This is a genomic window from Arthrobacter terrae (assembly GCF_015708085.1).
GTDB lineage: Bacteria > Actinomycetota > Actinomycetes > Actinomycetales > Micrococcaceae > Arthrobacter_M > Arthrobacter_M terrae.
Window position 1 is genome coordinate 16823 of record NZ_JADNYM010000037.1, and the last position, 14677, is coordinate 31499.

Here is a 14677-nt window from a genome sequence, read left to right on the forward strand (position 1 = left end):
AATCAAAGCGCTTCAAGGAAGGCCATGACGGAGTCCGAAGGCTGGTAGCGGCCGGCGGCAGTTGCCGTAGGCGGGGCCACCTTCGCGATTGCTTTCTCTTTGAGAGTCATGTCGGCATGGATGTAGATGTTGGTTGTGGAAATCTGTTCGTGGCCTAGCCACAGTGCGATGACAGTGGTGTCAACGCCGGCTAGGAGCAGTTTCATCGCTGAAGTATGTCGCAGTGTGTGAGCGGTTACCCGCTTGTCCTTTAGGGTTGGGCACGAGGGGGCTGCGGTAGTCACCGTGACGCGGATTCGCTGTTCGATCGCGTCTCGACTGAGTCGGTGCCCGGTCGTAGTCGTGAATAGCGGGGCATCGGCGGGGCCGCCGTGTTCCTTGATCCAGCTGCCCAGGATCACCAATACGGGTGGTAGCAAGGGAGTCCGGCGTTCCTTAAGGCCCTTGCCTAGGCAATGGACGTGTGGACCGGTTCCGGCGTGGATGTCCGCTATGTTCAGCCCGATCAGTTCACTGACGCGTAGCCCTGTCTGGATCGCCAGGCTGAATAGGGCATGGTCGCGCCGCCCGGTTCTGGTCTCTTGGTTGCAAGCTGCCAACAATGCGTCGGCTTCGCCCTGTTCGAGCCAAGAGACAATGTTGCGTTGGATTTTCGCGGTCGGAATCGCCAGAACCCGCTGGATCACCGCTGCATGCTCTGGATGGCGCAATGCGGCATAGGTGAACAGTGAGTGGATCGCAGCCAAGCGGGCGTTTCGGGTGCGGATGCTATTTCCCCGAACCGTTTCCAGATAGGTGAGGAACCCGGTAATCGTGCCTGCGTCCAGGTCACTGATCGCTAACACCGAGGGCGTCTTGCCCGTCTGGTCCTGAACGTAGGCCAGCAGCAGTTTGAAGGTATCCCGGTAGGAGGCAATCGTGTTCGGGCTGGCTTGGCGCTGGGTCATCAGCCGATCGGTGAAGAAGGCCTGCAGCAACGGGGCAAGGGACGTCATGGCGCAACCTGCCTTTGAGCGTCGGCAGTGGTGAGCCGGGCGGCCGCGTAGGCCAATAGTTCTGGGACTGCGCTCAGGTACCAGTAGGTGTTGGCCGGGTCGGTGTGCCCCAGATAGGTCGATAACGCAGGCATCATGGCCGCGACGTCGGCTCCTTCGCGATACCACTCAGCAAAGTGTTCACGGCAAAGGCATGCCGAAGATCATGCATTCTGGGATGGAGCCGGTGGGTAGGTATCCCGGCTGCAGTGGTTGCCTGATAGAAGGCTTTCAATGCGCTGTGGTATCGCAATCGTTCCCTATCACGGTTGATGAAAAACGCTGAATTGCCAGCACGCGACTGTTGCTCATATTCATTGCGCCATGAGGCATACCGCACCAAGGCGGCAGTGGTGCTCTCATGCAGTGGCACCAATCGAGGATGCCGGGATTTACCGCTGCTGACCACCAATATTCCGGCGTTAAGGTCAGCGTCATCGCGGTCCATGCCCAGTGCTTCACCGACCCTGAGCCCGGTGGCAGCGAGCAATCCAAACAACGTGGGATAGGTGCGCGCCCGATCCTCAACGGTCAGGAGCCCCGCGGCTGCAATCAGAGCGGAGGTTTCGGCGCTGGTATAGATATGCGGCGCCGATCGGCGAACCGGGCTGGTGAAGATTCCCTGGGGCGGGACCTCATGAGCGGGCTCCAGTGCATGCATGTAGGTGGCGAACCCTCGCACGGCCGTGAGTCTACTTGACGCTCGGGCCACGGGGTTCTTCGTCCCCTCGGGTGGGTTATCTGCCCAGGTGACGGCATTGGCGGTGGTGATCGTCGTGATGCCTTCAGCGCTCAGATAGGTCGTGTACTGACCCAGGAGGTACTCGGCCCCTGCGAGGGTAGCCCCTAATTGGCGGCGTAGCCGCAGATAGTCGGCCACATGTTCCTCCCACCTGTTCATGACTGACCCCTCTCTTCCGGCCAGGGCTGGGCTAAGGTGCGCAGCCTGGTTACATCGACGCGAGCGTAATTTGTGGTGGTGACCGGGTCATCGTGACGAAGGACCTGACCGATCGCGGCCAGTGGCACGTGGGCACCAACCATGGCCTCACCCAATGAATGTCGCAGCCGGTGAGGACCAAAAGGTGCCATGCCAGCACGTTTGCAGGCACGGGTGACGATCGCCCATACCGCGGGAGATCCGAGTCGGCGCCACGGGGCTGTGACCGTGCAGAACACTTCAGGCAGATCCGGCATTTCCGGGCGGGCATGGAGCAAATAATCGACTACAGCCTCCCCGACCTCGGCAGGCAGTGGTAGCCGTTCGTCTTTGGCGCCTTTGCCGCGGACCAGGAAGTCACCATGACGCCAGTCCATGTCATGCAGGCGTAGCCCAGCCACTTCACCGGCGCGCAAGCCCAAACGCGAGAGCATGATAATCACCGCATAGTCACGTTTCCCTACCGCTGTGTTCCTGTCACACGCACTGAGCAGGCACTGGATCTTCTCCGCACTCACGCCAATCGGCAGTAACGAGGGCTGCGGCAACCTGACCGCCAGGGTCGCCCCCGTCAGGTCGTGATCCAATTCGCCGACCAGGAAGCAGAAGCACAGGAACGAGCGCAACACGTAGCCGAATTTCTTCACCGAAACCGGCTTCCTGCCCTCGCCCTCGCCCAGCAGGGCCCGGGTGACGTCATTGGCGCTCAGGGCGGATATGCCTCCTGGTGGGGTGTAGCCGTTGAGGAATCGGCGCACGCGGGACACTTGCGCCTGGACGGAAATCTCCTTCAGCCGCCGTTCACTGCGTAGGTATTCCTCGAATCGGACCAACAACACTGAATCCTGGACTGCTCGTGGCGCAGCTACCTCCGCGGTAATCGTTCCCGATGTGACCAGCCAGTTCAACAGCGGGCGCAGGGCCCGATGGGTGAAGAGCACGGTATGCGATGCCCGCCGCTCACGGATGAACAAGTCAACGATCTCCACCGTGAGATCCGATACCACCAGCTCCTTGGCATCGAGCCAGCCGCTCAAATGCCCCATCAGACGCAGCTGGACACCCCTTGAAATAGGAACGAATCCCAGCCGCATCAGCTCAGATTCGAAACCCTCAACGTACGTTTCCAATGGACCACTGACATGCACCATGACGCTGTCTCCTTGACTCTCGAAAGAATGGGAAACAAGTCGATCATGATCCGATGATTATGCCGATAGAAGAGCCCCGACCGCCGCAAGAATCCGGGATTCTGGCACCAATATCGGCATAACGAGAACCTCGGCATAACAAGGCCTATGCCGATATCGGCATAGCACGTGGGACATCACCAAACTTGCCGGTCCGGTCAAGGGTAAATACTTTGATTGCTACGTCATAATCGATATCTATTCGCGCTACATTGTGGGTGCCTACGTCCACGCCCACGAGTCCGGGGAACTGGCGGTGGAAATGATGAAGGAAATCTTCGGTATCCACGGCGTTCCTGAGATTGTGCACGCGGACCGCGGAACGTCGATGACGTCCAAAACCGTCGCTGTCCTGCTCGCGGACCTTGAGGTCACCAGATCCCATTCCCGACCCCGGGTAAGTAACGATAACCCCTACAGCGAGTCGTGGCTCAAATCGTTGAAGTTCGCACCGGTCTTCCCCGAGCGCTTCGGCTCTTTGGCCGATGCCAGAACGTTCATAGCCTCCTTCGTGGACGGGTACAACCACACCCACTGCCACACCGGAATAGGCCTGAATACACCGGCAGATGTCCACTACGGACTGGCTGCCGGCAAGGCCATCGAACGGGCGAAAACACTAGCGACCGCCCGCCAGAAGAACCCCGAACGATTCGCCACCCACAAGGACCCCAAAATCCTGGCCCTACCCGACGCCGTATGGATCAACAAGCCACCAGAAAAAACCAAGACAAAGCAAGCAGCCTAACTGCCGCTGGCCTCATTCACCTTGACGTTCCGGTGACACCGACTCGGCAGCGTGATCATGCTGATCGGTCTGGCCGGCCCGGGAACCATCAACCACGACACCTCGTACCTCTTCGTTGCCATCTTCATGGCGCTTATGGGCTTAGGCATCGGGGTTTTGGTACAGAACATCGTGCTGGCCGTTCAGAACACCGTCGACGTCTCCGAAGTCGGTGCAGCGTCGGCGGCCATCGCGTTCTTCAGGTCGCTCGACGGGGCCATCGACGTAGCCGTCCTTGGCGGCATCCTGACCAGCCGAGTCGGTACAAACATCGCTGAAGGCTGGGGCAAACTGGGCATCAAACAGGACGCGATTTCCGGGGGCTTGGGCGAGACCCGGCTGGATATCAGCGGGCTCCCGCGTCAGTGCAGGAAGTGTTCCCCGCCTACGCCGACGCATTCGGACCAATCTTCCTGATCACGGCTCTAATTGCGGCCGTCTCGGCGATGGCGATCACTGTGGTGCGAGGCACTCCTCTTCGCACCACTGTGGCTATGAGGCCCAATAAGTCTGCATACGCCTCAAAGCCCGAATCCGATTTAGCTGATCAATCGCACGTTCCGGCAGCGGAACCCTTCAAACGTTCCGATAATGGCCCCGTAGACTCAGACGAAGACCCGTAAAGTGCCCAGCCCCGCCGCCTCTCATGCACTGTCCCTATTCCGGCCATGTGAACAATGGAGAACACCCACGATATGAAAGCGTTCGTCATTCCACAGCCCGGTGCACATACCGTGGAGCTGACCGAAGTACCGGTTCCCAAAATCGACGACGACGAGTTGCTCGTGCGCGTGCAAGCGATGGGCGTTGGGATCCATGATTCCTACTTCTTGCCCAGCGACGCGAAATACCCGTATCCGATCGGGATCGAAGCTGCTGGTGTGATCGAGAAAATCGGCAGCAGAGTTGTCGGCCACCAGCCAGGGAATCGCGTCGTGTTCGTCAGTTCGATGCAGCCGAAGGGCGGAACATGGGCCGACTACGCCGCGGTCAAGGCGGCGTCGCTCATTATGCCCATTCCCACCGGTTTAGGATTCATTGAGGCCGCCGCGATACCGGTAGCTGGGAACACCGCCCTGAAGGCACTAAGGGCACTGGCTGACGTGCCAACCGGCGGGTCGCTCTTCATCGCCGGTGGTTCGGGAGCGATTGGCACGTTCGCGATTCAGCTCGCCCGCAAACGGGGGTGGCGCATCGCCGCCTCCGCCTCGGAAGTCAACCACGACTACATGCTCTCGCTCGGCGCACACAAAGCAGTTGACTATCACGACCCCCAATGGCGAAAGCAGGTCCTTCAATGGATGCCCGGCGGGGTTGACGCAGTCATGGCGGTGCAACCCGGCACATCGGCCGAAAGCCTGCCCGTGGTGAAGGATGGTGGTTCGTTGATCTCGGTCTCGGGAGATGCACTAGTCGCGGAACGCGGCGTGCGCATGATGGGGATCCCGTACGAGGTGAACGTTATGGATGAGTTGATGCAACTCATGAAGCAGATCGCCGCTGGGGAAATGCATTTGGGGCTCGAGCAAGTCTACCCATTTGACGATGCCCTGGCCGCCCTGGCAAAAGTGCAGACCCGACGTGCTCGAGGCAAGCTCGTCCTACAACGGGAGTAACAGCAACGCGCATACGAGGAGGTGGACTCTAGTCCTCCGCCAGACTTCCGGAACGCTGCCCAGTACACTGTCGAATACGTCCTCCCCAGGACTGTGACCGAACGCCAACGCTCTGTTCACTGGGCACGGAAAGCGCCTCCGCCAACAACCATCGGTGGCCGAGTAAAAGACACCTCCATAATGCCGACTACGCGCATACTGCCGACTACGCGCTCCACTTCTTATGATCGCCTAAAGTCCGCAGAGCGTGACCTTCGGCATAGCAGTATCGGGTATTAGGTTCCCGCCTCCGGCGCCAGGGCACCGGATAGGCGAAGCGCCGCGAGACTCATGGCCAGCGAGAACTGCGTGTGCGGCAGGATCGTCCCGTCCTCCCACACCAGCAGCTCACCGGGAATCCTTTCCCGTGGCACCGGGGTAGCAACTTCGAAGCCCAACAAGTCCGGGTCGTAGCCCCGCCCGCCAGCCTCCCCCAGTTTCTGCACCATGGGATCTTCTTCCTCTCACCGGTACCCCCGTGTGATTCCCACAGTACGACCGCCTGTCACCATTCGTGAGGCGGCACTCCTCCCTCCACTGCTCATCATGTTTCAACACAGCCATGCGGACAGCACCGGCTTATCAGGCACCACCGTCGTCCTGCACTGACTGCTCTTTAGCTGATCGCGGCCAAAGACATCCCTTGCGTCACAGTGCTGCCGACGTCCACGAAGAGTTTGCCCAGTGTTCCTGAGCGGTGTGCGGCCACGGTGGCTTCCATTTTCATTGCCTCCAGAACCAGCACGGGATCTCCGACTGCGACTTCATCGCCGGAGCTGACCAACCATTTGACGACCGTACCGGCCATGGTGGAGACAAGCGTGGCGGCAGGCTCTTCCTTGATGGAAGCATCACTTCCATCGCCCAGCCGCGCGGCGGAGACCGTGTTGGTCCCGCTTGCGGCGAGCAGTCCGGCTGGAAGCCCCAGCTCGACGCGGCGTCCGTCGACCTCGATGCTGAACTTGTGCCGTGCTGGAATAGTGCTGGAGGTAGAGAATTCCGTATTGGCCGGGATCGCGCCAGTGAAGGCCGTTTCAATCCAGTTTGTGTAGACGCCAAAAGCATCGGTCTTGGTGAAGGCCGGGTCATTGACCACGGCCTGGTGGAACGGCAGTACGGTGGCAATCCCGCCTATTTTGAATTCGGCCAGCGCCCGGCGCGCACGCCGCAAGGCCTCCTCCCTGTCAGCCCCGGTTACTATCAGCTTGGCCACAAGCGAATCAAACTGGCCCGGGATCACATCGCCGGCACGGAAGCCGGTATCAACACGGATGCCGGGCCCCGTCGGCGGTTCAAAAATATCTAGGGTTCCTGGTGAAGGCAGGAACCCACGGCCGGGGTCTTCGGCATTGATGCGGAATTCGAAAGCGTGTCCGCCCGGACGCGGATCCTCTTTGAGCTCCAGCCTTTCGCCAGCGGCAATCGCCAACTGGGCCTGCACCAGGTCGATTCCAGATGTTTCCTCTGTGATCGGGTGTTCTACCTGAAGTCGGGTGTTGACTTCCAAAAAAGAAACCGTTCCATCTTCAGTGACCAGATATTCCACAGTCCCGGCACTTGTATATCCTGCTTGGCGGCAGATGGCTTTTGCCGAGGTGTAGATCTGTTCGAGCACGTCATCTGTCAGGAAGGGCGCCGGCGCCTCCTCGACGAGTTTTTGGTGGCGGCGCTGCAGCGAGCAATCACGCGTGCCGACGACGACGACGTTCCCGTGGGTGTCAGCCAGCACCTGCGCTTCAACGTGTCTGGGCCGGGTCAGGAACTGCTCCACGAAGCACTCGTCCCGGCCGAAGGCAGCCATGGATTCTCGAACCGCGGAATCAAATGCCTCCTCGATCCCATCAAGTTCCGACACGACCTTCAGGCCCCGGCCACCGCCGCCGTAGGCGGCCTTGATCGCCACTGGAAGCCCGTGCTGCAGGGCGAACTCGCGGACCTCCTCGGCTGAAGCGACCGGCCCATCACTGCCTGCAGCCAGCGGGGCTCCGACAACAAGGGCGACTGCACGGGCGGTGACCTTGTTGCCGAGGAGGCGGATGGTCTCCGGCGAGGGGCCTATCCAGACCAGGCCGGATTCCTGAACTAATTCAGCAAAATCCGCGTTTTCGGACAGGAATCCGTAACCGGGATGGACGGCGTCGGCACCGGAACGGCGGGCAATCTCCAGCAGCTTGGGAACGTTGAGATAGGTGTCGGCAGGGCTATTGCCCTGCAGCGCATAGGCTTCGGTGGCGGAGGTGACGTGAAAGGCGTCGGCGTCGACGTCTGCATAGACAGCCACTGAGTCGATGCCGCGTTCGTTACAGGCGCGCGCAATCCGCACGGCGATTTCGCCTCGGTTTGCGATCAGGACTTTGTGCATGTGGGGCTTCCTTCGTGGGGGAAAGGTCCGAGGGCGGATTTAGTGGTGCTATGGGGCAGCAACGGGACCAGCTTCGGGGCAGGGGTGGAAGCGGATGGTGGATCCGGGTGCCAGTTGCGCTGCCTTGTCCAGATCCGCTGAGAGCACGACGCCGATCACCGGATAGCCTCCGGTTACCGGATGGTCAGCAAGGAAGAGGACCGGCCGACCGGACGGGGGGACTTGGATGGCACCTTCCACGGTTCCTTCGCTGACCAGTTCCCGAGAGATCCGGCGTTCCAGTGGCACTCCATCCAGCCGTAGGCCAAGTCGGTTGGATGCCGCCGTGACAGTCCAGAGCTCTTCAGCCAGTGAATCCAGTGCCGCAGATGAAAACCAGTCAGCGCGCGGACCGGGAACGTACCGGAGTACGCAAGCACCGACCGGGGCGGGGGGCGGAGTCTCCGGGTTCGCGACAGCGCTGCCGGTGCGCATGGCAGATACCCGCAACCGGTCCCCGGTGGCAAGCGGCATCGGGCCGAGCCCGGAAAGTACATCAGTGGACCGGCTTCCCAAGACCACTGGCACTTCGATGCCGCCCCGGAAGGCCACGTAGCTGCGGAATCCGACCGTGGGGGTGCCGAGGGTGATCCGTTCACCGGCCAGCAAGGCGAACGGTGCTTCGGAGGGCACCAAACGTTGGGCACCGTCGACGGCGGAAACGACTAGCGCTGGCCGGGCCCCACTGACGGCGATGACCTGGTCGCTCATAGCCTGCAGTTCCAGCCCCGCGTGCACAGACTCCAATCCGGCCGCCTCCGCAGCGTTTCCGACCAGGCGGTTGGCTCTTCGGAGCGCGGAGCGGTCCAAGGCTCCCGAACCTGTGACGCCGATGTCCGCCATGCCGGGACGGCCCAAGTCCTGGACCGTGGTCTGAAATCCCGATGCCACAACTTGCAGGCCGCCCTCGAACGAAACGCCAGCGGCGTTAACCGGCGGCTGGCTAAGTTCCACTATTTCGCGGACCGGCCGGAACCGTACCCTGTTCCCGGAGCTGATGAGGGCCGGGTCCCGCCGTGTCGGGTCCCACATCTGCGCCGTGGTTCGACCGATCAGCTGCCAACCGCCCGGTGATGGGCGGGGATAGACGGCCGAGTATTTTCCGCCCAGTGCTACGGCGCCGGCCGGAACAACTGTCCGCGGCGTTGCCCGGCGCGGGATGGATACGTCGTCGTCATCGCGACTAAGGTATGTGAAGCCGGGGGCAAAGCCCCCGAAGGCAGCCGTCCAGGTCCTGCCGGAGTGATACTCCACCACTGCTTCCCGTGACAGGCCCATCAGTTCCGCCACCGCGTTTAGATCCTCACCTTCATAGGAGGTGTCGATCACGGTGAGTGTGTCGTTGCGCTCCGGTACAGCGGTGAGATCTGCGCTTTTGACCCACGCCGCTATCCTTCTCGCCGTGGCGGTGGAGTCCGCCGTGACAAGGACCGTGAGTGCGGCCGCGACCACATCAACCTGGCCCGGGACTGGGCTGTCTTTGAGCAGGGCATGCAGGCTCAGCACCTGGTTCAAGCCGGGCAGTTCCACCAAGATGGCACGATCCCCCACGGGGCTGATTCGCACGTTTTCTGGCATAGCCGCTACACAAAGCTTTCAATCGTCACGCCGGCTTCAATCAGCGCCCGTCGTGTACTGTCCGCCATGGCAACGGCTCCCGGAGTATCGCCATGCAGACAGATGCTTTGTGCTTCCACATGCAGCACGCTGCCGTCAATCGCCTCGATCTCCTGCTTAGTCGCCAGGCGGACGCTCTGCTTTACCACCGCGTCAAGGTTCTTCAGAACTGCCCCGGGCCTCGTCCTGGGCACCAAGGTGCCGTCCGGATTGTAAGCACGATCTGCAAACGCTTCGACCACAGTGCGCAATCCGGCGGCTTGGGCGGTGCGCTGAATCTCGGAGCCCGGGAGCACCATCAGGGGCAACGAGGGGTCCAGACAAAGTATCGCGCGGACAACAGCCTCCGCCTGCCCAGCGTGGTGAGCGATCGTGTTGTACAACGCCCCATGGGGCTTCACATACTGCACTAGGGCACCTTCGGCCCGTGCCAGCGCCTGCAATGCACCGATTTGGTAGACCACATCATTCGTCAACTCGTCGGGTTCAATGTCCATGAAGCGGCGGCCAAATCCGGCCAGGTCCCGATATCCAGGATGGGCACCGATGACGACGCCGGTCCGCTTGGCTGCCGCACACGTGGCACGGATGGTCGTGGGATCCCCGGCATGAAACCCGCAGGCGACATTCACGCTGGACGTGGCCGCGATGATTTTCGTATCGTCTCCGAAGCTCCAGTTTCCAAACGATTCGCCCACGTCACTGTTGAGATCGATAGTTGCCACGAGGGACTCCTTCTAGCTGGTTGCCATAACGCGGGTCAAAAAGCGCTGGGTTCGTTCGCGTTGCGGATGGTCAAAAATCCCGGCTGCCGGGCCCTCCTCCACGACCATGCCTTGGTCCATGAAGACAACCCAGTCGGCCACTTCCCGTGCAAAGCGCATTTCATGAGTGACCACCACCATGGTTAATCCCTCGGAGGCAAGTTCCGTCATGACCTGCAGAACCTCATCGACCAGCTCGGGATCAAGTGCGGACGTGGGCTCGTCAAAGAGCATGACGTCCGGGGACATTGCCAGGGCCCGCGCGATCGCCACGCGCTGCTGTTGTCCGCCGGAGAGCTGGTGCGGGTACTTATCTGCATGCGCGTCCATGCCCACCTTCCGAAGCTGCGCCAGCGCATTGGCCCGGACATCGGCGTCCAGGGCACTGCCGAGATGGCGGGGGGCGAAGGCCACGTTTTCCAGCACGGTCTTGTGCGGGAAAAGATTGAATTGTTGGAATACCATGCCGATCCGTTCCCGGGTCCTGGCCATTTGTTTGTCCGGGACCGGCTTGTGCAGTCCGGCGGAGGAGACCTTGTAGCCCACGGGCGCGCCCTTATAGAGCACCTCGCCCGCGTCGATGGACTCCATGGCGTTGAGGGTGCGGATCATCGTGGTCTTGCCTGATCCTGACGGTCCGATCACGGCTACCACCTCGCCCTTATGCACTTTCAGGTCGACCCCCTTGAGAACCTCGGTCTGGCCGAATGACTTTCGCTCGCTTCGGGTCTCAATTACGACTTCACCTTCGTGCGGGGTGCTGGTGCGGGGTGCCGGAACGGGCAGTTCCAAGGCGCCAAGGGTGCCCGCGGATGCGAGCTTGGTCTTGAGTCCACGCCGCCGGAAATCAAGCCTGCGTTCGAAGACTTTGAGTGCCTGGTCAAACACGGTCACCAGCAGCACATAGTAGAGCGCGACGGCGGCCAGTGTTTCCAGGACCTTAAAATTTTGTGTGTAGAGCCGCTGACCCACCAACAGGATTTCTGTCAGCGAGATCACAGAAACCAAGGAGGTCAGTTTGATGATGGTGACAAGTTCGTTCCCCAGCGATGGCAGGGCCACCCTGAACGCCTGGGGAATCAGGATGTGGCGCTGTACGGCACCCCACGGAAGGCCAAGCGCACGGCCTGCCTCACCCTGGCCCCCGGCGACGGCGGAGAGACCGCCGCGATGAATCTCGGAGATATAAGCCGTTTCGGAGAGCACCAGGGCTATGAGTCCGGCCATGAACGGTGAACCGACGAGAGTGCGCAGTTCCGGGATCACTTGGGGGGCGTTGTAGACGAAGATCAACAGCACCAGCAGAGGAAGTGAGCGAAAGAACCAGACGTAAATGTCAAGGGTCTTACGCACCCATAAGTGTCTTGACTGCCGCCCCAGCGCCACTGCCATCCCCAAAATCACCGATATCCCCCAAGCCAGTGCGGAAAGTGCGACGACGGTGACGGTGGCCGCCCAAAAATCCTTTTGGGCGAACAGGCTGAAAAAGTAAGCCCAATCGAAGCTGAATCCGGTCTTGCCCGTGTCGACATTGTTCGTGGAACCGTTTTTGTTTCCCAAGGCCGCCGAAACCTGCGCATTCGTTGCCGGGGCAAGGTTGTACTTGGCCAGCAGGGCCTGATAGGTGCCGTTTGCCTTCATGGCATCCAGACCCTTCGTGAGGTTTTTCTCCAGAGCCACGTTTCCCTTGTCCACGGCCAAGCCCACGGGGACAGGAAAGAGCAAATCCTTGCTGGTGATTTCAAGTTTGCCGCCCGCGCTGTCGACAGCTGTCTTGGCAACCGCGGCGTCGGTGACCTGGGCGTTGATCTGTCCGGAAAGCAGTGCCTGGGTACCCTCGGCGTCGGCAGTAAAGTCGCGGACGTCGATGGACTTCTTTCCAGCCTTGATGCAGGCAGTGCTGGCCGTGGAACGGAGCTGGGTGGCCACCTCGCCGCCCTTGATGACGGCCACTGAAAGCCCGCAGAGGTCGTTGGCGTTGGTTGCCCGGGCTGTGGTGGTGGTGGACATCACGATGGAGTTGCCGGTGGTGAAGTAAGGAATGTAGTTCACCTGTGCGGCGCGTTCTGGCGTGATGTAGAGCGCTGAGGCGATCACGTCAAAGTGGTCGGATTTCAGGCTCGTGACCAGCTGCTCGAATCGGGTGTCAACAAATTGCGGCTGCATGTTAAGTTCCGTGGCCATGGCCCGCATAAAGTCCGGGTCGAACCCGGATGGCAGGCCGGCGGACATGTATGCATACGGCGGGTACGTCAGGTCTGACCCTATCCGCAACGTCCCACCCGTCACGGGTGCGGCCTGAGCCACCCGCACCGCAGCGGATGCCGGGGCAGCCGATGCCGCAAGTGCGGGCCCCAAGGGAACCCCGACAATGAAGGTCAGGGCTGTCAGAAGGGCCAGGACGCGTCGGCCATGCCGAACCAGTGTGCTCCAAGTCATGATGCGAATCTATAGATTGTTGAACAGTCTTGTCAAAGCACTCAGCTAGAAAAATCATTAATATCGCATACAAATGCAGTGCTGCACCTCGGGGAGCACCACCGACCAGCCATTCGCGATCGCTTACTTGACACGATATTGTTCAACACTGTTATTCTCGAGACATGACGACGCATCATGAGCCGATGGTCAGCGAACGGGACGTTCCCGCTGCGGAAGCAGTGCGCTCCTCCATGCGCCGAGCAATCACCGCCGGCCGGCTGCGGCCTGGCTCCCGCCTTGTGGATCAGGTGCTGGCCACCGAATATGCAGTGTCTCGCAACACCGTCCGGGATGCCCTCAAACAACTCACCATGGATGGTCTGGTGGTCTCCGTTCGCAACGCCGGCAGTTCGGTTCGGGCACTGAGTGCCGGCGATATCCACGACATCTATACAGCACGCCGTCTTTTGGAAACCGGGGCCATAGCCCAAAGTTCCAACGCGCCGGATCTCCTGCTCCAGCAGATGGAATTGGCAGCTGCGTCCAGCGAGAAGCACATGCAGTCAGGCGATTGGAACAACGTGGGGACCTCAAGCCTTGCCTTTCACCAAAGCGTGGTCCGGTTGGCAGGCTCCGAACGCCTGGACGCATTCTTTGAGAACCTGGCAGCCCAACTCCGGCTTGCCTTTGCCGTCATGCCTGACGAAAGCGCCTTCCAGGTCTCGTGGGTCGGCAGGGACCGCGACATTGCGGACCTCATCCTCTCCGGTCGCCGCGACGAGGCAACCGCACAATTGACGGACTACCTCAACGAGTCCGAAGCGCAGTTGACCGACGGGGTGCGGGCAGCGGTCCGGACCCACGCAAAACTTACAAACATCGAAAGGACATCATGAATCAGCCATCCCAAGCCGCGCTAACGGATGCCGCCTACAAGGGGGCCGCCCTGGACGTGGACAAAGACTTCTACGGCAGCATAGCCCGGTCACTGGATGAACGCACCCTTGTGGATTCCTTCGAGATCCCCATCAGGTCCGGCCAAGGATGGAAAGTGCCCGCCGGTCATGTATGCCGCCTGCGGACCGTGGACGGTCCCCAAGTGGGAGACCTGAACATTTGGAACTTCGACAACCCCCGGGAACGCTTCTGGGCGGCACGGACGCGTCAGTTGCAGGCTGCCCACGTAACCACCTTTGACCGGCTCTGGTCCAATCTCCCCTTCCTGCGCCCCCTGGCCACGATTACGGCCGACACCTTGGAGGATTACGGAGTGGACGGAGACGGCGGCCGCGTCCATGACACGCTGGGCACCCGGTGTGACCCCTACGTCAACCGAATGCTCACCGGTGAGGACTTCGACTACCACTGCCATTCCAACCTGACGCGGGCCGTACGCCCCTTTGGGCTCACCGAGTTTGATGTCCATGATGTGCTCAACGTCTTCCAGTGCACCGGGCTGAATAACAACGACCAGTACTTCATGAAGGCATGTCCGGCGAAGGTTGGTGACTACTTCGAGCTCTTTGCCGAGCAGGACCTGTTGATGGCCCTGTCCACCTGCCCCGGGGGCGATCTGTCGGTTCCGATGTGGGGCGAGGGCGCCCACGACCCCATAGAGGTCTGCCGCCCCATCGGAATTGAGGTCTACAAGCTCGAGGACCGCCTATTGTCAGGCTGGACCCCGCCAGAGCTTCCCGAATACGCGGGCGGCCACGGCCTGCATGCACAGGCTTGGTCCTAGTGGTGTGTCTCCAAAATAAGTAATGAGTGTGGGTTTAAGCTGGGTTTATGTCGAGACCAGCTGCTGCGTTGTTGTTGTCCGAGGCTGAGCGTTCTGTGTTGGAGGCTTTATCGAAGTCCCAGGTTGC

The 14677-nt window shown here is 60.8% G+C and carries 13 protein-coding genes and 1 pseudogene; 5 read left to right on the forward strand and 9 right to left on the reverse strand.

The window, feature by feature from the left end; genetic code table 11:
* Nucleotides 1-2 precede the first annotated feature (2 nt).
* Genes IV500_RS20280 through IV500_RS20295 form a run of 4 tightly spaced genes read right to left on the reverse strand, consistent with a single transcriptional unit; the run spans nt 3 to nt 3125 of the window.
* Nucleotides 3-995 carry a tyrosine-type recombinase/integrase gene (locus tag IV500_RS20280; protein WP_196398635.1) on the reverse strand — a complete coding sequence of 331 codons (993 nt, stop codon included), beginning with the start codon at nt 993-995 and terminating at the stop codon, nt 3-5.
* Entirely contained in the window at nt 992-1132 is a 141-nt protein-coding gene (locus tag IV500_RS20285; RefSeq protein ID WP_196398636.1) for a hypothetical protein, read from the reverse strand. Before IV500_RS20285 ends, IV500_RS20280 begins: the two co-directional genes overlap by 4 nt.
* The gene (locus tag IV500_RS20290; protein WP_196398637.1) at nt 1129-1935 is read right to left on the reverse strand and encodes a tyrosine-type recombinase/integrase; all 807 of its coding nucleotides are present in this window, start codon (nt 1933-1935) and stop codon (nt 1129-1131) included. Before IV500_RS20290 ends, IV500_RS20285 begins: the two co-directional genes overlap by 4 nt.
* The gene (locus IV500_RS20295; protein WP_196398638.1) at nt 1932-3125 is read right to left on the reverse strand and encodes a tyrosine-type recombinase/integrase; all 1194 of its coding nucleotides are present in this window, start codon (nt 3123-3125) and stop codon (nt 1932-1934) included. Before IV500_RS20295 ends, IV500_RS20290 begins: the two co-directional genes overlap by 4 nt.
* Before the next feature lie 166 nt (nt 3126-3291).
* Between IV500_RS20295 and IV500_RS20300 the strand changes: the two are divergent.
* The 3 genes and pseudogenes from IV500_RS20300 to IV500_RS20315 all read left to right on the forward strand — a co-directional run.
* A pseudogene (locus IV500_RS20300) lies at nt 3292-3912 on the forward strand (transposase); the annotation flags it as partial.
* A 51-nt stretch (nt 3913-3963) separates the two neighbouring features.
* Nucleotides 3964-4368, forward strand: coding sequence for an MFS transporter (locus IV500_RS20305; RefSeq protein ID WP_196398639.1), 405 nt, complete (start codon nt 3964-3966; stop codon nt 4366-4368).
* 278 nt (nt 4369-4646) lie between these two features.
* On the forward strand, nt 4647-5567 hold the full coding sequence (locus IV500_RS20315; RefSeq protein WP_230855268.1) for an NADP-dependent oxidoreductase: 921 nt from the start codon (nt 4647-4649) through the stop codon (nt 5565-5567).
* A 275-nt stretch (nt 5568-5842) separates the two neighbouring features.
* Here the strand turns inward: IV500_RS20315 and IV500_RS20320 are convergent, their stop codons facing one another.
* The 5 genes from IV500_RS20320 to IV500_RS22015 all read right to left on the reverse strand — a co-directional run bounded on the left by IV500_RS20320 (nt 5843) and on the right by IV500_RS22015 (nt 12827).
* Nucleotides 5843-6055, reverse strand: a complete 213-nt coding sequence (locus IV500_RS20320; protein ID WP_196398640.1) for a hypothetical protein — start codon at nt 6053-6055, stop codon at nt 5843-5845.
* Between the two features lie 167 nt (nt 6056-6222).
* Nucleotides 6223-7968, reverse strand: a complete 1746-nt coding sequence (locus tag IV500_RS20325) for an acetyl/propionyl/methylcrotonyl-CoA carboxylase subunit alpha (protein ID WP_196398641.1) — start codon at nt 7966-7968, stop codon at nt 6223-6225.
* Nucleotides 7969-8016: 48 nt separating this feature from the next.
* Nucleotides 8017-9585, reverse strand: a complete 1569-nt coding sequence (locus IV500_RS20330) for a 5-oxoprolinase subunit B/C family protein (RefSeq protein WP_196398642.1) — start codon at nt 9583-9585, stop codon at nt 8017-8019.
* A 5-nt stretch (nt 9586-9590) separates the two neighbouring features.
* On the reverse strand, nt 9591-10349 hold the full coding sequence (locus IV500_RS20335) for a LamB/YcsF family protein (RefSeq protein WP_196398643.1): 759 nt from the start codon (nt 10347-10349) through the stop codon (nt 9591-9593).
* A gap of 12 nt (nt 10350-10361) precedes the next feature.
* Complete coding sequence (locus tag IV500_RS22015) at nt 10362-12827, reverse strand: ABC transporter permease subunit (RefSeq protein WP_281064085.1); 2466 nt, start codon at nt 12825-12827, stop codon at nt 10362-10364.
* A gap of 164 nt (nt 12828-12991) precedes the next feature.
* On the opposite strand from IV500_RS22015, the gene IV500_RS20345 reads away from it, so the two are divergent.
* Entirely contained in the window at nt 12992-13705 is a 714-nt protein-coding gene (locus tag IV500_RS20345; RefSeq protein WP_196398644.1) for a GntR family transcriptional regulator, read from the forward strand.
* On the forward strand, nt 13702-14550 hold the full coding sequence (locus tag IV500_RS20350) for an urea carboxylase-associated family protein (RefSeq protein ID WP_196398645.1): 849 nt from the start codon (nt 13702-13704) through the stop codon (nt 14548-14550). Before IV500_RS20345 ends, IV500_RS20350 begins: the two co-directional genes overlap by 4 nt.
* The last annotated feature ends 127 nt before the right edge of the window (nt 14551-14677 follow it).